Origin of the sequence: Rhodoblastus acidophilus (assembly GCF_009720655.1) — a bacterium.
Lineage (GTDB): Bacteria > Pseudomonadota > Alphaproteobacteria > Rhizobiales > Beijerinckiaceae > Rhodoblastus > Rhodoblastus acidophilus_A.
This window is the reverse complement of sequence record NZ_WNKS01000028.1, coordinates 12,396-29,786: the sequence shown is the minus strand read 5'-3', so window position 1 is coordinate 29,786 and position 17,391 is coordinate 12,396. Positions and strand designations below refer to the sequence as shown.

Genomic DNA, 17,391 nt, shown 5'->3' with positions numbered 1-17,391 from the left:
GCGATCCTGTCGAACACCACCTGGTTCCCGGCCTACTGGCAGGGTGGCGTGAAGAAGGCTGCGGCCATCGAGACCACCGTTCTCGGCTGAGCTTCTTCGCTGACGTCGTCTGACGTCGGTTAAGCGCTAAGGAATGGCCGGCCGGCATCCTCGGGGTGCCGGCCGGTTTTTCGTTTCCAGTCTGCGGCTTGGGTCGAGAGCCGGTTTCATTTCGCGCACATTAAAATATTGTAATTCGTCATTGACAACGAAGTCTGTCAAGCTATAGTGACGCCTACCTGCCGCAAGCGATTTTGTCGCCAGACGCGCGGGCCGCCGAGCCACAGGTGTAAGATCGCGTGCGGCAAACGCACGATAACAGTGGCGCTTTTTAAGAGGTGGACAATGGCTGTACTCAATGAGGCGCAAGCCGAAGAACTTCACAAGCACGTCATCGACGGCACGCGCATTTTCGCGGTTATCGCCGTGTTCGCGCACGTCCTCGCTTATTCGATGACCCCCTGGCTGCACTAAGGAGTTCTGACCATGAATCAAGGCAAGATCTGGACCGTCGTCGACCCGGCCGTTGGCCTCCCGCTGATGCTCGGCTCCGTGACCATCATCGCGGTGCTCGTTCACCTGGCGATCCTGTCGAACACCACCTGGTTCCCGGCCTACTGGCAGGGTGGCGTGAAGAAGGCTGCGGCCATCGAGACCACCGTTCTCGGCTGACGCCAAGTTGAATCTGGTGTTTCCTAACGCCATATCGACTTTTGAATTTTCCTGGCGGCCGGTGTCCATGACGCCGGCCGCTTTCTGATCGTTGGCGAGGGAAACTTCGCCGCAAAAAATCGGGTCGCCGCCTCCATGAACCCTCTCAGCGCCAAGTTGATGCAGAAATGGGCGAACCTCGGGGGCAAGTACCTCCCGTTCGCCGATGCCGCCACACCGGACCTGCCGCTCTCCAGGCTCCTGCGGCTTTCCCTGTTTCAGGTTTCGGTCGGGATGGCGCTGGTTCTGCTGGTCGGCACGCTCAACCGCGTGATGATCGTCGAGCTGGGCGCGCCGGCCTCGCTGGTCGGCATCATGATCTCGCTGCCGCTCGTCTTCGCGCCGATGCGCGCGCTGATCGGCTTCCGCTCCGACAATCATGTCTCGGCGCTGGGCTGGAAACGCGTGCCCTACATCTGGCAAGGCACGCTGCTGCAGTTCGGCGGGCTCGCCATCATGCCCTTCGCGATCCTGGTTCTGACCGGGTTCGGCGAATCCGTGAACACGCCGGCGTGGATCGGCTACGCCTGCGGCGGCTTGTCCTTCCTGCTGGTCGGCGCCGGCCTCCACATGATCCAGACGGTCGGCCTCGCGCTGGCCACAGATCTGGCGCCGGTCGAATCGCAGCCCAAGGTCGTGGGCCTGATGTATGTCATGCTGCTGCTCGGCATGATCGTCTGCGCCCAGGTGTTCGGCGCCGCGCTGGCGGATTTCAGTCCCGCGCGCCTGATCCAGGTGATCCAGGGCGCCGCCGTGGCGACCATGGTTCTCAACATCACCGCCATGTGGCAGCAGGAGGCGCGCACGCCCTACGAGGGGCCCAAGATTGAGCGCAAGCATCCGTCCTTCCGCGAGGCCTGGACGACTTTTACGGCTGGCCTGGGCGCCAAGCGCCGGCTGATCGCCGTCGGCCTGGGCACCATGGCCTTCAGCATGGAAGACGTCCTGCTCGAACCCTATGGCGGGCAGATTCTGCATCTCGCCGTGTCGCAGACAACCAAACTGACGGCGGCGCTCGCCATCGGCGGCCTGCTGGGTTTTGGGCTGGCGTCGCGCGTGCTCAGCCGCGGCATGGACCCCTTCCTGATGGCCTGCTACGGCGCGCTGGTCGGCATCCCCGCCTTCCTGTGCGTGATTTTCTCCGCCCCCCTGGGCAATTCCATGGCGCTGTTCGCCGTGGGCACGGCGTTGATCGGCTTCGGCGCGGGCCTGTTCGGGCACGGCACGCTGACGGCGACGATGAATCTGGCGCCCGAGGAGCAGGCCGGTCTGGCGCTGGGCGCCTGGGGCGCGGTCCAGGCTTCGGCGGCGGGCGTCGCCATTGCGCTGGGCGGCGTCATCCGCGACACGGTCGCGGCCATGCCGAGCGCGGACGCCTTCGGTCCGGCGACGCCCTACAACGTCGTCTACAGCATCGAAATTCTGTTTCTGCTGGCGGCGATCGTCACCATGGTCCCGCTGCTGCGCCGCCGCCGGCGCGCGGAGTCCCCGACCGGCGTCTCCGCATAGCGCGCGTTCCCGGGCGATTCCGGCGCCTTGTCGCGCCAGGAATCGCCCGGCATATTGGCGCTCGCGTGAAAAGCACACGTCAAAACAGAAAAACTGGAGCCTGACGGGCGAGCAAGCGTTCACCCAAAAACTCCAGCGTCGAGTCTCCATGGCCAAAACCTGGTTCGCCTTTGTTCCCAATCTGATCAGCCTCGGGCGCCTGATGCTCGCGCCGCTTTCGGTCAACATGATCGTGGAGCGGCGCTGGCCGGAAGCCCTGGCCATTTTTCTGGTCGCCGGCCTGTCGGACGCGCTCGACGGCTGGATCGCCCGGCGCTTCGACCTGCGCTCGGAGCTCGGCGCCTATCTCGACGCCCTCGCCGACAAGGCGCTTCTGGTCTGCAATTATGTGACTCTGGCGTCGATCGGCCTGATTCCGCTCTATCTCGCCACGCTGGTGGTGTCGCGCGACCTGATGATCGTCGGCGCCGTCATCCTGTGCTGGGTGATGGACAAGCCGATGACGATCCACCCGCATTTCCTCTCCAAGGCCAACACAGCGGCGCAGATCGCCTTTGTCGCGCTGCTGCTCGGCGCCTTGGCCTTCGAGTTCGCCATGCCGTGGTTTACCGCAGGGGTCTGGCTCGTGGCGGCATTGACCTTGGCCTCGCTGGCGGCCTATTTCAGACGTTGGGTCGCGCACATGACGGCGTGACGGGACTATCGAGGTCTGGCGGATGCGCATCGAATGGCAGGTCGCGTTCTGGCTCCTGATGCTGGTTCTCGCCAGCCTGGGCCTCTACATGTTCGCCAGCGTCCTGGCGCCCTTCGTCGCCGCGCTGATTCTGGGATATGTGCTCGATCCCGTGGCCGACCGTCTCGAAAAACTCGGCCTGAGCCGTCTCATGGCGACGCTGGTGATTCTCGCCGCCTTCATCGTCGTGCTGACCATCGTCATCTTCGTCCTCGCCCCGGTTCTGGGCCGTCAGGTCGTGGGATTTGCGGAAAGCCTGCCGGTTTACGCCGCCAAGCTGCAAACCCTCGCCACGGACCAGGCCGCCGACCTGCTGCAGAAATACGGCGGCGAGTGGCTGCAGCGCTTTGGCCTCGACGGCGCCAACGCCAGCGAATCCATCCAAAAATCCCTCGGCAATTTCGTCGGCCAGGGCGTGCAATGGTTCGGCAATTTCCTGAAGGGCATCTGGTCCGGCGGACAGGCGCTGGTCGGCATCGTCACGCTCACGGTGATCACCCCGGTCGTCACCTTCTATCTGTTGTTGGACTGGGACAAGATGGTCGCCGTGCTCTACAGTCTGGTGCCGCCCCGCCACCGCGCCGCCGTCCTGGAGATCGCCGGCGACATCGACCGCGCGCTCAGCGGTTTTTTGCGCGGGCAATCCCTCGTCTGCCTTTTCCTCGGCCTCTGGTACGGCCTCGGCCTGTCGCTGATCGGCCTGAATTTCGGCTTCCTGATCGGCACGTCGGCGGGCCTGCTGAGCTTCATCCCCTATGTCGGCTCGCTGACGGCCCTGGTGTTTTCGGCCGTGGTCGCCATCGTCCAGGGCTGGCCACATATGGGCCTGTTCGGCATGGCCATGGGCGTGGTGGTCACGGGCCAGTTTTTGGAGGGCAATCTGCTCACGCCAAAGCTGGTCGGCGGCTCCGTCGGCCTGCACCCGGTCTGGCTGATCTTCGCCTTGCTCGCCTTCGGCAGCCTGTTCGGCTTTGTCGGCATGATCCTGGCGGTTCCGGCGGCGGCCGCCTTCGGCGTCCTCGTGCGCTTCGCCGCCGCCCGCTATAAGAAGAGCCCGCTGTTCCACGGGATGGACCTCGACACGCCATGACCGGGCAGTTGCCGCTGGACCTGCGGCTTTCGCCCAGATACGGCGAAGAGGATTTTCTCGAAAACGCGTGCAACGCGCAGGCGCTCGCCCTGGTGCGTCTCTGGCCGAACTGGCCGCGCAACATGCTGCTGCTCAGCGGCCCCAAGGGCTCGGGCAAGAGCCATCTGGGCGCGATCTGGGCGGCCCGGGCGCAGGCGAGGATTTTTCAAGCCGGCGCCATGGACGCCGCCAGCCCCCCGGCGCTCGGCGCGGAACAGGCGCTGCTGCTGGAAGACGCGGAACAGGCGCCCGAAAAAGAGCTGTTCCATCTGATCAATCTGTTCACCGAAACCGGCGGCGCGCTGATGCTGACGGCGGCCCGCCCGCCCGATTTCTGGGGCGTGAGGACGCCGGACCTGTTGTCACGTTTGCGTCGCATGCCTCAGGCAGAGATCGCCGCGCCCGACGAAAATTTTGTCGCCGCCATTCTTATAAAGCTGTTCGACGACCGGCAGATTCGCGTGGAGGAGACCACCATCGCCTATCTCGCCGCGCGCATCGAGCGTTCGCTGGCCGCCTGCGCGCAGCTGGTCGAGGCGCTCGACCGCGAGGCGCTGGCCCAGGGGCGGCCGGTGACCCGGGCCTTCGCCGGCGCCGTCTTGCGCGCGAACCCGCGATTCGGTTGCGGCGAAGACGACAGCGATTGACCTCCGGCGGGCAGGGGGGACAATATGCCGCGCCTAACGCAGAAAGCGATGTGAGATGACCGAGGTGATGCAACCCGTGAGCGCGATGACACAACCGGCCGACGCCGCGCTCGCCGACGAGAACCTCCGGGCGTCGCCCAAACGCTTCATCAACCGCGAATTGTCCTGGCTGGAGTTCAACCGCCGCGTCCTGCTGGAGGCGTCCAACCCCGGCCATCCCCTGCTGGAGCGCGTTCGCTTCGTCTCGATTTCCGCCAACAATCTCGACGAATTCTTCATGGTGCGCGTCGCCGGCCTGCGCGGGCAATTGCGCAGCGGCGTCGAAACCCCCAGCGACGACGGCCTCAGCCCCGCCGAGCAATTGCCGCTGATCCATGCGCGGGTCAGCCTGCTGGCGCGCGAGCAGATCAGGCGTTGGCGCGACTTGCAAGAGGAGCTGGTCGGCGAGGGCATCGTCCTCGTCAATCCGGAGGAGCTGACCAAGACGGAAAAACTCTGGCTGGACGATTATTTCTTCCAGCACGTCTTTCCCATCCTGACGCCGCTGGCGGTCGATCCCGCCCATCCCTTCCCCTTCATCCCCAATCTCGGCCTGTCCCTGGCGCTCGATCTCGAGGAGGCCAGCGGGCGCGAGCGGATGAAGGCGCTGGTGCGCGTGCCGCAAAACATCGAGCGTTTTGTGCGCCTGCCGGAGACGCCCGGCGGCGGGTTCCGCCTGGTGTCGATGGAGGCGCTGATCCTCACCCACATCCAGAAACTTTTCCCCGGCTATGCGGTGAAGGGCAGGGGTCTGTTTCGCATCGTCCGCGACAGCGATCTCGAAGTGGAGGAGGAGGCGGAAGACCTCGTTCGCCTGTTCGAAACCGCGATCAAACGGCGCCGGCGCGGCTCGGTGATCCGCCTTGAAACCGACGCGCAAATGCCCGCGGACCTGCGCGCCTTCGTCGCCGAAGAACTGGATGTCGAGGCCGACGAGGTCATCGCGCTCGACGGCATGCTGGCGCTCAAGGACTTGTCTGAAGTCGTCGGCCTGCCGCGCCAGGAGCTGAAATTCACCCCCTACACCCCGCGCTTTCCCGAGCGCGTGCGCGAGAACGGCGGCGACATCCTGCTCGCCATCAAGCAGAAGGACTTGGTTGTCCACCACCCCTACGAAAGCTTTGACGCGGTGGTGCAATTCCTGATGCAGGCGGCGCGCGATCCCAATGTGGTCGCCATCAAGCAAACGCTCTACCGCACCTCCTCCGACAGCCCGATCGTGCGCGCCCTGGTCGAGGCGGCCGAGGCGGGCAAGTCCGTCACCGCGCTGGTCGAGCTCAAAGCCCGCTTCGACGAGGAAGCCAACATCCGCTGGGCGCGCGACCTGGAGCGCGCCGGGGCGCAAGTCGTGTTTGGCTTCATCGAGCTGAAGACGCACGCCAAACTGTCGATCGTGGTGCGGCGCGAAAGCGGGGGGCTCGCCACTTATTGCCATATCGGCACCGGCAATTATCACCCGATCACCGCCAGGATTTACACGGACGTTTCTCTCTTCACCGCCGATCCCGCAGTGGGGCGCGACGTCTCGCGCATCTTCAACTACATCACCGGCTATGCCGAACCCGTCGGGCTCGAGCGCATGGCGGTCTCGCCGATTTCGCTGAAGAAGAAGCTGCTCAGCCATGTCGCGGAGGAAGTCGCGCACGCCAAGGCGGGGCGCCCGGCGGCGATCTGGCTCAAGTGCAACGCCTTGGTCGATCCCGAAATGATCGACGCGCTCTACGACGCCAGCCAGGCCGGCGTGTCCATCGATCTGGTGGTGCGCGGCATCTGCTGCCTGCGCCCGGGCGTGCCGGGCCTGTCGGAAAAAATCCGGGTGAAATCGGTGATCGGGCGTTTCCTCGAGCACACCCGCATCTATGCCTTCGGCGGCGGCTACGGCCTGCCGCACAAGAAGGCGCATGTCTACATTTCGTCCGCCGACCTGATGCAGCGCAATCTCGACCGCCGCGTCGAATCGCTGCTGCCGGTCACCAATCCGACCACGCACGAACAGGTTCTGGACCAGATTCTCGTCGCCAACATGCTCGACAACCAGCAGTCCTATCGCATCATGCCCGACGGCTCCTCCGCGCATCTGGAGCGCCCGCCGAACGAGGAGCCGTTCAACCTGCACAAATATTTCATGACCAATCCGTCGCTGTCGGGGCGCGGCAAGAGCTTGCGCGAGTCGAGCCCCAAACCTCTGTTCAAGAAGCGCGAACGGCATTGAAATGACACAGGGTCAAGGCCGGCTGCCCGGTGTGAAGCCGACGGCCATCGTCGACATCGGCTCCAATTCCGTGCGCCTCGTCGCCTATGAGGGGGTGACGCGCTCGCCCGTTCCCATTTTCAACGAGAAGGCCATGTGCGGCCTGGGCCGGGGGGTGACGACCACCGGCGAGTTGGCGGCGGAGGGGGTCGAGCGGGCGCTGGCGTCGCTGCGGCGCTTCCGAAAACTCTGCGAAATCATGGGGATCGACGATGTCAGGCCGATCGCGACGGCGGCGGCGCGCGACGCCGCCAACGGCCCCGCCTTTCTGGCCGCCGCGGGCGAGGCCATCGGCTGTCCCATCGAGCTGATTTCAGGCGCCCGCGAGGCCGAACTGTCGGCGCTCGGCGTCATTTCCACCTTTCACGACGCCGATGGCGTGGTCGGCGATCTCGGCGGCGGCTCGCTGGAGCTGATCGACGTCAAAGGCGGCCGCGCCGGCTCGGGCGTGTCGTTGAAACTCGGCGCGCTCGCGCTGATGGACGCCTCCAACGGCTCGCCCAAGGCGGCGGTGAAGATCGCGCGGCAGGCGCTGGCCGACGCGGCCCCGCTGGACGTCTTGCGCGGGCGCACGTTTTACGCGGTGGGCGGCACCTGGCGGGCGCTGGCCAAGCTGCACATGCACCAGCGCAATTATCCGCTCGAAGTCATGCACGGCTACGAGATTCCGGCGCGCGACGCGCTGGATTTCGCCGCGCTGGTCGAACGCGTCGACTGCGAGGCGCTGGTGGCCGTCGGCGTGGTGTCGCAGCAGCGCCGCCCCTCGCTCGCCTATGGCGCGGTGGCGCTGGAGGAAATCATCAGGCGGGGAAAACCGTCGCGCGTGATCATCTCGATTGGCGGCGTGCGCGAGGGCCTGCTCTATGATCGGCTCGACGCCGCGACCCGCGCGCAGGACCCGCTGCTGGAGGCGGCCCGCGCCTACAACATTTTGCGCTCGCGGTCCCCCGGCCACGGCGAGGACATGATTCACTGGACCGACGCTTTTTTCGCCTCGAGCCAATTGCACGAGACGGCGGAGGAGAAGCGGCTGCGCCACGCCGCCTGCCTCTATGGCGACATCGGCTGGCGCACATCTCCGGATCATCGCGCCGGCCTCGCCATGGACCTGCTCGCCAACACGCCGACCATGGGCGTGGACCATGCGGGACGCGCCTATCTCGGTATGGCGGTGGCCTATCGCCACATCGGCATGGACGAGGACGTCAGCCCGCTGATTCGCGGCCTCGCCACCCCGCGCCTGATGGATCGCGCCCGGATCATGGGCGCGCTGCAACGCGTCGCCTACATCATCTCGGCCTCCAGCCCCGGCGTCCTGCCTCGGATCAAACTGACCTGCGCGCGCGGCGAACTGTTGTTGACGCTGCCGCCCGACCTCGCCGCTCTCGCGGGCGAGCGACTCAACGGCCGCATGAAGCAACTGGCGCGGCTGCTCGGGCGCAAGCCCGCGCTGGCGATCAAGTGAGGCGCGAGCAGGAAAAACTTCCCGCCCGCGACCTGCTCCTTGCCGTGCTCATCGCGGCGCTGTGGGGGTTTAGCTTCATCGCCATCAAGGCGGGCGTCGCCGAGGCGCCGCCGCTGACTTTTACGGCGATGCGTTTCTTCCTGGCTGCCTTTCCCGCTGTGCTGCTGGTTCCCCGTCCCAAAACGCGCCTGTTCGACCTTTTGGGATACGGCCTGTGCATCGGCGTCGGCCAGTTCGGCTTGCTGTTCATCGCGATCAAATATGGGATGCCGGCGGGGCTGGCCTCGCTGGTGATCCAGATCCAGTCCATTTTCACCATCCTGCTCGCCTGGATCGCGCTGGGCCAAAAGCCGCGCGCCGCGCAAGGGATCGGCGCGGGGGTCGCGCTCGCCGGCGTCGCCCTGATCGGGTTTTCACGCGGCCTGTCCGCCCCAATGCTGCCGTTCCTGGCGGTGGTCGGCGCGGCGCTGTTCTGGGCGGCGGGCAATCTGTTCTCGATCCGCGCCGGAAAGATTCATGTGTTCGGCTTCATCGCCTGGTCGAGCCTGGTTGCGCCGGCGCCGCTGCTCGCCCTGTCCTGGATGCTGGAGGACCACGCGGCGATCATCCACGCCCTGACCCATCCGAGTCTGGCGGTCTGGGGCGGCGCGGCTTTCTTGGCCTATGGCGCGACCATGATCGGCTTCGGCCTGTGGTCCTGGCTGCTCAGCCGGCATCCGGTGGCGCAGGTCGCGCCGTTTTCCCTGCTGGTCCCGGTGTTCGGCCTGTCGGGCGCGGCCCTGGCCTTCGGCGAAATTTTGAGCGCCGCAACCCTTGCCGGCATAGTCGTGGTGCTCGCCGGGCTGGCCATCGCCGTCTTCGCCCGCCGCACCCCTGTACCAACGTCGTCTCGCGCGCCCTAAAATTTGCCGTCAAATTCTCGCCAACACAGGGAGACGTGAATGTCCAAGGCGATCGTGGTGCAGCCGGGCGGCGGTTTTGACAAAGTGACGTTGACGACGCGCGAGGCGCCCGCGCCTTCGTGCGGCGAAATCCAGGTGCGGCTGCTCGGCTCCTCGCTGAACTATCACGATTACGCCGTGGTCAGCGGCATGTGGGGGCCGACGGAGCCGCGCATTCCCATGGCCGACGGCGCCGGCGAGGTTTTGGCGGTCGGTCCGGGCGTCACCGAGTTCAAGCCCGGCGACCACGTCGTGAGCACCTTCTTCCCCACCTGGCTCGACGGCGAGCCGGATGTGGTTGGCTTCGCCACCACGCCCGGCGACGGCATCGACGGTTACGCGAGAGAACTCGTCACCGCCCCCGCCAACGGTTTTACGCACGCGCCCAAAGGGTGGAGCGCGGTGGAAAGCGCCACGCTCACCACCGCCGGCCTCACCGCCTGGCGCGCGCTGCACGACGAAGGCCACATCAAGGCTGGCGAAACCGTGCTGGTTCAGGGCACGGGCGGCGTGTCGATCTTCGCCCTGCAATTCGCCAAGCAGGCGGGCGCGACGGTAATCGCGACCTCGTCCAGCGACGAAAAGCTGGAAAAACTGAAGGCCTTGGGCGCCGACCACCTGATCAACTATCGGTCAACGCCGGAGTGGGGCGAGACGGTGCGAACCCTCACCGACGGCCGCGGCGTCGATCACGTCATCGAGGTGGGCGGCCCGGCGACGCTGGCGCAAAGCATGATCGCGGCGCGCGTCCATGGCCACATCTCGGTGATCGGCATTTTGACCGGCCTCGCCGGCGATTTCCCGCTGGTCAACGCGCTGTTGCGCCAGCAGCAATTGAAAGCGGTGCTGGTCGGCAGCCGGCGCCAGCAGAAGGACATGATCCGCGCCATCGACGCCACCGGCCTGAAACCGGTGATCGACAGAATTTTTCCGTTGGAAGACATCGTCGCCGCCTTCCACCATCAGGAAAGCAACCGGCATTTCGGAAAAATTGGCCTGGAGATATGAGCGCGAAAGCGCATCGCGTATCGATGGCCATGGTTCGAGACGGCGCTTTCAGCGCCTCCTCACCATGAGGGCGTTCTGTATATGACATTAGCCATCATGGTGAGGAGGAGGCGCAGCCTCCGTCTCGAACCACGAGGGCGGTCCACGCCGCCTAGAGCTTTTTCACGTTTCATGGAAACATGAAAAAGCTCTAAGCTCTTGTTTTAACGCATTTTCTTCACGCGAACCGGCATCCACTTCGCTTGAAAATGCTCTAAACTTCGCCCTCGTGATATTCCAGCGTCACCACGCGATTGTTCTCGACGGTCAGCGCCAGCTTGCCGTGCTTGAGTTGCAGCGCCTTCTCGCCAAACAGCTCGCGCCGCCAGCCCCTGAGCGCGCCAATATCCGCCGTGTCGTCATTGGCGAGCGCTTCGAGCTCGTCGGTCGTCGCGATCATCTTGGCCGCCACGCCCTGCGCCTCGGCCACCTGCCGCAACAGCACCTTCAAAAGCTCCACCGTGGCGCCCGCGCCATTGCTGCGCCGCTCGCGCTCGATCTTCGGCAGGGTTTTGGGGTCGCGTTCGAGCCCGCGCTCGATCGCCGCGATAATCTCCGCACCCGAGCGCGATCGCTCCATGCCGCGCGGAAAGGCGCGCAGATTGCCGAGCGCCTCCAACGTGCGCGGCGCGGCGAGCGCGATTTCCATCAAAATGTCGTCCTTGAGCACGCGCGAGCGCGGGACGTCGCGGGTCTGCGCCTCCTGTTCGCGCCATGCCGCGAGCTCCATGAGCACGGCGAGGTCGCGGGGTTTGCGCGCGCGATGGGCGTAGCGCTCCCAGGCGCGGTCGGGCCGCATCTCGTAAGAATCCCTGTTCGTCAGCGCCGCCATTTCGTCGGTGAGCCAGTGCAGCCGCCCGGTCTTCTCCAGCTTTGCTTTCAGCGCCTGATAGATGTCGCGCAGATGGGTGACGTCGGCGATGGCGTAATCGATCTGCGCGTCCGACAGCGGGCGCCGCGACCAGTCGGTGAAGCGCGAACTTTTGTCGAGCGTCACCTTGCACAGGCTTTGCGCCAGTTCGCCATAGGCGATCTGGTCGCCATAGCCGCACACCATCGCCGCGACCTGCGTGTCGAACAGCGGCGCGGGAATGAGTTTCGCCAAATTCCAGACGATTTCCAGATCCTGCCGCGCCGCGTGAAAAACCTTCACGACCTTCTCATCGGCCATCAGCTCGAAGAAGGGAGTGAGATCAAGGCCTTCGGCCAGCGCGTCGATGGCGACGGCCCTGCTTTCGCAGGCCATCTGAATGACACAGACTTTCGGCCAGAACGTCGTCTCGCGGAGGAACTCCGTATCGACGGTCACGAAGTCAAATTGCGCGAATTCGCGGCACAAGCCCGCCAGTTCGCCAGAATCGCTCACAAGGCTCATGAAGCCCTTCTTAATCCAGCGCAACCGTCGCCGCCAGTCTCGAAAGCCGCAAGACATAAGCAATTTGACGAATAGCTCACGCGTTTGCGGCGGCCGATGGACCTTTCGCTGGCGTTGGACGTAAATGAAGCGCCTTTGCGACAGGAGAGCGCGATGAAAATGTCCGGAAACGCCATTCTCGTCACCGGCGGGGGCTCAGGGATCGGGCAGGGGCTAGCCGAAGCCTTTTGCGCAAGAGGCAACCGCGTGTTGATCGCCGGCCGCAACCGGGAAAGGCTGGAGGCGGTCGCGGCGAAAAATCCGGGCATGCAGATCCTCACCGTCGATGTGGCCGACGAAGCCTCCATCGCCCAACTCGTCGAACAGGCGACCCAAAAGCTCCCGGACCTCAACGTGCTCGTCAACAACGCCGGCATGATGCAGACCGAAAACCTGCGCGACCCCGCCAGCGTCGCGAAAGCCGAGGCGATCGTCACCACCAACCTTTTGGGACCCATCAGGCTGACCCTGGCGTTGCTGCCGCAGCTCGCCGCCCAGCCAGATGCCGCCGTGCTCAACGTCACCTCGGGGCTGGCCTTCCTGCCGCTGACGACGACTCCAACCTATTGCGCGACCAAGGCGGCGCTGCATTCCTGGACCCAGTCGCTGCGCTGGCAGGTTCGGAACACGTCGGTAAAGGTCCATGAGATCGCGCCGCCCTACGTGCGCACCGGGCTCACCGGCGAGCGCCAGGCCAACGACCCCAGGGCCATGCCGCTCGAGGACTATCTCGCCGAGACGCTCGACCTGCTGGAGCGCAACCCCGACGCGCCGGAAATCCTGGTCGAGCGCGTGCTGCCGCTGCGCGAGGCGGAGCTGCGCGGCGGCTACGACGAATTTTTCATTCAGTTCAACACGATGATGGAGGCGGGACGCGACGGCGAATAGTCACCGCTCCGCCATCACATATTTCATCAACTGGAGCACCGGCCCGGCGCCGCTCTGGGAGGGATGCAGGACGTCGTGGAGAAAGCCCGGGGTTATGGTGAACCCGCGTCCGTCCTCGCCCTCGACATAGGCCATGGCCCAGCCCTCGAAACAGCGTTTCGTTATGTATTCGTGTTGCAGCAGGCAGACATCGGTGTGCCGTTTGTCCTTGAGAAGATTGGCATAAAGGTTGGAGACCGCGAGCTGCGGCCCCTCCAGCGCCTGCGCGAAGACGCGCCCGTTGAAGAACAGCGCGCCGGTGATGTCGTCGCGCGCGTTGTTGTGGCAGGAGATTCTCAGGATATCCGAAATGCCCGCCGAAAGGCCGGCTCCGCCGAGAAGGCTGCGGCTGCTGTAAATGATCTGGACGAGGTCGCCGAAGTTTTCAGGCGCGGGAGACACGGACGATTCCAAATTCATGCGATATCCAGCAGTCGTAAGTAATGGTTGCAAGCGAGGCAATGAGAATTTCTACGCAGCGGTCCCCCCCGGGGCGCCATCGCCGCTTGTGCGGAATCGCCGAAGCCGCGACATCCCCAGCCCGCTTCGTCCGCCGTTGCGGTCTGGACGAAAAAAAGCAGCGCCCGGCGCCTGGTTCCAGTCGCTTGTTCTGAAGCGCTTTTTCGACGCAGGCCGCCGTTCGCGCCGCTCGAAACGGCGGCAAGGCTTGTGGAACAGGGCAAATGAATGCATTTTCGACGCCGAATTGCGGCCTCCGCATGATCGGTAAAAACCCAGAGGGGTTCAATGAACAGACATTCTCTTGTTTGCGCGGTGGCGGCCGGCTTGGCTCTTCCCTTGGCCCTTCCCCTGGTCGGCCCGGCCGTCGCGCAACACGCCGCGGCCTCGGCGCAACTGGCGGAGGAGGATCGCGCGGCTTTGACGGACGCGCGGATCGCCGCCCTCAAGGCCGGGTTGAAATTGACTCCGGCGCAGGAAAAGCACTGGGAAAGCCTGGACAAGGTTTTGCGCGAGGTGGCGAGCGCCCGCGCCGCGCGGCGCGCCGCTTTTCGCGAGCGGGCGGCGGAATTCGCGGAGAAGGACGAAGTCGTCCAGGCGATGAAACTCGGCGCAAAAAACCTCATCGCCCGCGGCGAGGACTTGCAGAAGGTCGCTGAAGCGACCGCGCCGCTGTTCGAAAACCTCGACGCCGCCCAAAAACACCGTTTCACCCTGCTTCTGCGCAGCTTCGTCGCGCAAACCGCGCAAAAGTGAACGCGCTCGCGCTCCAGACAGAAAAGGGGATGAGAATGCGCAAGCGTTTTCTCGCAGTCAGCGCAGCCGGTCTTTGCGCTCTCGCGGCAATCGCTGCGGCCAACGCTCAGACGCCGCCGCCGCGCCACGGCAAGATTCAACTGCCCGCCAACGTCATGACCAGTGACGACTGGCTCGACGACGGAAATGTCGTTCCCGAAGGCTATGGCGAAAATTACGTCCGGGCCGTCGAGGCCCCGGCCGACGTCCAGGTCGGCGCGGATCTGGATCAGAACTGGTGAATTCTTGCGCGCAACGCCGCGCAAATTCGCTTGCGGCGCCAGCAGGATTTGGAAAACTGAATGCGTCGACGACACAGAGGAAGCTTTTGGCCCATGGCGGCGCTGGCCCTCGGCGTCGCCGTGTCCGGCTGTTCGCCGAGCGACCGTCCCAGGCTCGCGGCTATGCACGGCACATCGCACGCCGCGATTCCGGGCATAGCCGACGCCCGCTCCTTCTCCGATCAGCCGGAGGTGATGGAGCAGGAACTGGAAAAGGCGCTGGTCCGCGAAGGCAAACATCTGGGATTGCCGAAAGGGTCGGTCCTGCCCCCCGCGCATTTCCTCGCCTTGTCAGGCGGCGGCGATGACGGCGCCTATGGCGCAGGCCTGCTCGCCGGCTGGACCGCCCATGGCGATCGCCCTGAGTTCAAGATGGTCACGGGAGTCAGCACCGGGGCGCTGATCGCGCCCTTCGCCTTCCTCGGCCGCGACTACGATTCCGTGCTGAAGGACGTCTACACCAATTCGACGCCGGAAAACATTTACGCGCCGCGTTTCATCGTCACCGCCGCGCTCACGGATGACGCGCTGGCCGACACCGCGCCGCTCTATCAAACCATTTCGCGCCACGTCGACGCGGCCCTGATGGCGAAGATCGCCGCCGAATATCGCAAGGGGCGCCTGCTGTTCATCCAGACCACCGACCTCGACGCCGGGGTCGCCGTGCGCTGGAATATCGGCGCCATCGCCGAAAGCGGCCATCCCGACGCGCTCACCCTGATCCGGCGCATCCTGCTGGCCTCCGCCTCGATCCCGGCCGCCTTTCCCCCGGTCCTGTTCGATGTCGAGACGGACGGCCAGCCGCATCAGGAGCTTCACGTCGATGGCGGCGCGGTCAGCCAGGCGTTTCTGCTGCCGCCCGGCGTCAGCCTTCGCGAGGCGCGGCGCGAGTCGGGCTACAAGAGAAAAGGCGCCACGGCCTATGTCATCCGCAATTCCCGCCTGACCGTGGCCTACAGCGACGTGGACCGGCGGACCCTGCCCATCGCGCAGAAGGCGGTGAGCACGCTGATCAATTACAACGGGCAGGGCGACCTCTACCGGATGTACACGCTGACCAAAATCGCCAACGTCGGTTTCAATCTCGCCTATATCGATTCGGATTTTCAGGCGCCGCACAAGGAAGATTTCGATCAGGCCTATATGCGCGCGCTCTATGCCTACGGCTTCGACAAGGCGGCGCATGGCTTTCCGTGGCGCCACACGCCGCCCGGCCTCGACGCCAGCGCGCGAGACTGAGCCGCCCGCCGGCAAGACCTGTCGGGCGGCCGTGGCCAAAAAAACCTCAAGCGGGCGCGGTCTCCGAGGGCGGCGCCGCGGCCAGGGCCTCGCGCAGCGCCTGCTCCCTGGTATGATCGAGCGAGGTTTTCAGGACGGTTCCGCCGGTGCCCTTCACCGCGTCCAAAACCTTGTCGGCCGTCATTTTCTTGATCAGGACGAACAGCGCCGCATTGCCGGGCTGCATGCCGTCGGCGAGGTCCTTCATGAATTTGTCGTTGATGCCGAAATCGCTCAAGGCGCCGCTCAGCGCGCCGGTCGCCGCGCCGAGAGCGACGCCGACCACCGGCATGAAGAACAGAATCCCGATCACCAATCCCCAAAAACTGCCCGACGCGGCGCCGGCGGCGGTGGTGTTGAAGAGTTGATGCAGCTTGACCTTGCCGTCGGCGGTCTTTTCGACCACGACCGCATCGGTCAATTCGATCAGATATTCCTGCTGCAATTCCAGCAGCTTGCTGCGCATGGCCTCGGCCTGCGCCTCGCTGGGATAAACAATGGCAACCAGATCGCTCATGATGTTCTCCATTCGCCCGTCGAAGGCGGACTTCAACTCAGCACAGGCGTGGGCCCCTGTGGAAGCGTCATGCTGCTCAATTCGGGCGCCCGCGCTCTTCCAGGGCAGGGCGAATGCGCCGTTCGCGACCGCCGCTCACGGCGGAGCGTCCGGCGCAGTCTTGAAATAGGCGTTCGCGGCGAACCGCACGACGACGCCGATCGCGGCGGCGAGCGGCGTCGCGACGAGCAAACCCAGGAAACCGAACAAATAGCCGAACGCAAAAAGCGCGAACAGCACCCAGACCGGGCTGAGATGGATTCGCTGCCCGATCAGATACGGAGACAGCACGTAATCGCCGATCGTCTGCCCGACGATGAAAATGGCGGGCGCCGCGATGATCGGGGTGAGACTCGGCCAGAATTGCGCAATGGCGACGCAGGTCGCCATGAAGATCCCGGCCACCGAGCCAAGATAGGGCACGAAGCTGATCAGGCCGGCAAAGACCCCGATGAGGATGGCGTGATTCAGTCCGATCAGGGAGAGTGCGGCGGCATAATATAAAGCCAGCGCGAGGCAGAGAAGCGCCTGCCCCTGGATGAAGCCGCTGATGGTCCGGTCGATTTCGACGGCGAGAGTCAAAAAGACCTGGCGATGCTCCGCCGGCGCCCATTCTTGAATGACCCGCACGATCTCGCGCCAGTCGCGCACGAGATAGAAGGCGATGACGGGGCTCACCACCGCAAGCGAAAACACTTGAAAAGCCGCGCGACCGCCCGACCACAGCGAGGTCAGGAAATCTCCGAAGGACTCTCCGGCCAGTTGCACCAGCTGGTTCACGGACCGCTGGGCGTTGGCGAAGCCCTCGCCGAGCATCTTGCTCAGCCAGACATGATCGCCCTTGCTCGCGATGGTCTTGAACGATTCGAAATATCCGGGGAGCTTCTCCACGAGATAGGTCAATTCGCTCAAGACGATCGGCGTCGCCAATATGATCACGGCAACAATGATGGCTCCGAACAGAAGGATCAGGGCGAGCGACGAGACAGAACGCGAGACGCCCATGCGCTCAAGCCGCGCCACCAGGGGCAGAACCAGATAGGCCAGGATCAGGCCGGCGAAGAAAGGCAGCAGCGCCTCGCGGAGAAGGGCGACCGTGCATGTGATTGCGGCGACGGCGACAATCCAGAAGAGAGCGGGATGCGCGGGCTTCATCGTCACGACCTGTCA

Annotated in this window: 18 protein-coding genes; 14 read left to right on the top strand and 4 right to left on the bottom strand. The window is 64.8% G+C overall.

Annotated features, from left to right (window positions below; translation table 11 throughout):
- Positions 1-384: 384 nt before the first annotated feature.
- The 10 genes from GJ654_RS19555 to GJ654_RS19510 all read left to right on the top strand — a co-directional run bounded on the left by GJ654_RS19555 (position 385) and on the right by GJ654_RS19510 (position 10,472).
- Entirely contained in the window at positions 385-513 is a 129-nt protein-coding gene (locus GJ654_RS19555; protein WP_155447864.1) for a light-harvesting protein, read from the top strand.
- Between the two features lie 12 nt (positions 514-525).
- A complete protein-coding gene (locus GJ654_RS19550; RefSeq protein WP_155447863.1) occupies positions 526-711 on the top strand; it encodes a light-harvesting protein in 186 nt (61 codons plus the stop codon).
- A 135-nt stretch (positions 712-846) separates the two neighbouring features.
- Positions 847-2,259: a PucC family protein gene (locus tag GJ654_RS19545; protein ID WP_155447862.1), complete on the top strand. Its 1,413-nt coding sequence runs from the start codon at positions 847-849 to the stop codon at positions 2,257-2,259.
- A gap of 148 nt (positions 2,260-2,407) precedes the next feature.
- Positions 2,408-2,953 (top strand): CDP-alcohol phosphatidyltransferase family protein, encoded by a 546-nt coding sequence (locus tag GJ654_RS19540; RefSeq protein ID WP_155447861.1) that lies wholly within the window; start codon positions 2,408-2,410, stop codon positions 2,951-2,953.
- Positions 2,954-2,975: 22 nt separating this feature from the next.
- Positions 2,976-4,082: an AI-2E family transporter gene (locus tag GJ654_RS19535; RefSeq protein WP_155447860.1), complete on the top strand. Its 1,107-nt coding sequence runs from the start codon at positions 2,976-2,978 to the stop codon at positions 4,080-4,082.
- Positions 4,079-4,768 (top strand): DnaA ATPase domain-containing protein, encoded by a 690-nt coding sequence (locus GJ654_RS19530; RefSeq protein WP_155447859.1) that lies wholly within the window; start codon positions 4,079-4,081, stop codon positions 4,766-4,768. Before GJ654_RS19535 ends, GJ654_RS19530 begins: the two co-directional genes overlap by 4 nt.
- Positions 4,769-4,823: 55 nt before the next feature.
- On the top strand, positions 4,824-7,019 hold the full coding sequence (locus tag GJ654_RS19525) for an RNA degradosome polyphosphate kinase (RefSeq protein ID WP_155447858.1): 2,196 nt from the start codon (positions 4,824-4,826) through the stop codon (positions 7,017-7,019).
- Position 7,020: 1 nt separating this feature from the next.
- Positions 7,021-8,523: an exopolyphosphatase gene (gene ppx, locus GJ654_RS19520; RefSeq protein ID WP_155447857.1), complete on the top strand. Its 1,503-nt coding sequence runs from the start codon at positions 7,021-7,023 to the stop codon at positions 8,521-8,523.
- Entirely contained in the window at positions 8,520-9,425 is a 906-nt protein-coding gene (locus GJ654_RS19515; RefSeq protein WP_155447856.1) for an EamA family transporter, read from the top strand. Before ppx ends, GJ654_RS19515 begins: the two co-directional genes overlap by 4 nt.
- Before the next feature lie 39 nt (positions 9,426-9,464).
- On the top strand, positions 9,465-10,472 hold the full coding sequence (locus GJ654_RS19510) for a zinc-dependent alcohol dehydrogenase family protein (RefSeq protein WP_155447855.1): 1,008 nt from the start codon (positions 9,465-9,467) through the stop codon (positions 10,470-10,472).
- 253 nt (positions 10,473-10,725) lie between these two features.
- Here the strand turns inward: GJ654_RS19510 and rnd are convergent, their stop codons facing one another.
- Positions 10,726-11,886, bottom strand: a complete 1,161-nt coding sequence (rnd, locus tag GJ654_RS19505) for a ribonuclease D (protein ID WP_155447854.1) — start codon at positions 11,884-11,886, stop codon at positions 10,726-10,728.
- A gap of 153 nt (positions 11,887-12,039) precedes the next feature.
- On the opposite strand from rnd, the gene GJ654_RS19500 reads away from it, so the two are divergent.
- Complete coding sequence (locus GJ654_RS19500; protein ID WP_155447853.1) at positions 12,040-12,813, top strand: SDR family oxidoreductase; 774 nt, start codon at positions 12,040-12,042, stop codon at positions 12,811-12,813.
- Here the strand turns inward: GJ654_RS19500 and GJ654_RS19495 are convergent, their stop codons facing one another.
- Positions 12,814-13,272, bottom strand: coding sequence for a BLUF domain-containing protein (locus GJ654_RS19495; RefSeq protein ID WP_155447852.1), 459 nt, complete (start codon positions 13,270-13,272; stop codon positions 12,814-12,816).
- A 327-nt stretch (positions 13,273-13,599) separates the two neighbouring features.
- On the opposite strand from GJ654_RS19495, the gene GJ654_RS19490 reads away from it, so the two are divergent.
- The 3 genes from GJ654_RS19490 (at position 13,600) to GJ654_RS19480 (ending at position 15,626) form a co-directional block, all read left to right on the top strand.
- Positions 13,600-14,067 (top strand): Spy/CpxP family protein refolding chaperone, encoded by a 468-nt coding sequence (locus GJ654_RS19490; protein WP_155447851.1) that lies wholly within the window; start codon positions 13,600-13,602, stop codon positions 14,065-14,067.
- A gap of 35 nt (positions 14,068-14,102) precedes the next feature.
- Positions 14,103-14,348, top strand: coding sequence for a hypothetical protein (locus GJ654_RS19485; protein ID WP_155447850.1), 246 nt, complete (start codon positions 14,103-14,105; stop codon positions 14,346-14,348).
- A gap of 93 nt (positions 14,349-14,441) precedes the next feature.
- A complete protein-coding gene (locus GJ654_RS19480; RefSeq protein ID WP_246664829.1) occupies positions 14,442-15,626 on the top strand; it encodes a patatin-like phospholipase family protein in 1,185 nt (394 codons plus the stop codon).
- Between the two features lie 46 nt (positions 15,627-15,672).
- On the opposite strand, the gene GJ654_RS19475 is transcribed toward GJ654_RS19480, so the two are convergent.
- Both GJ654_RS19475 and GJ654_RS19470 read right to left on the bottom strand, forming a co-directional pair.
- Complete coding sequence (locus tag GJ654_RS19475; RefSeq protein WP_155447848.1) at positions 15,673-16,182, bottom strand: DUF1269 domain-containing protein; 510 nt, start codon at positions 16,180-16,182, stop codon at positions 15,673-15,675.
- A gap of 135 nt (positions 16,183-16,317) precedes the next feature.
- On the bottom strand, positions 16,318-17,376 hold the full coding sequence (locus tag GJ654_RS19470) for an AI-2E family transporter (RefSeq protein WP_246664830.1): 1,059 nt from the start codon (positions 17,374-17,376) through the stop codon (positions 16,318-16,320).
- Positions 17,377-17,391 lie beyond the last annotated feature (15 nt).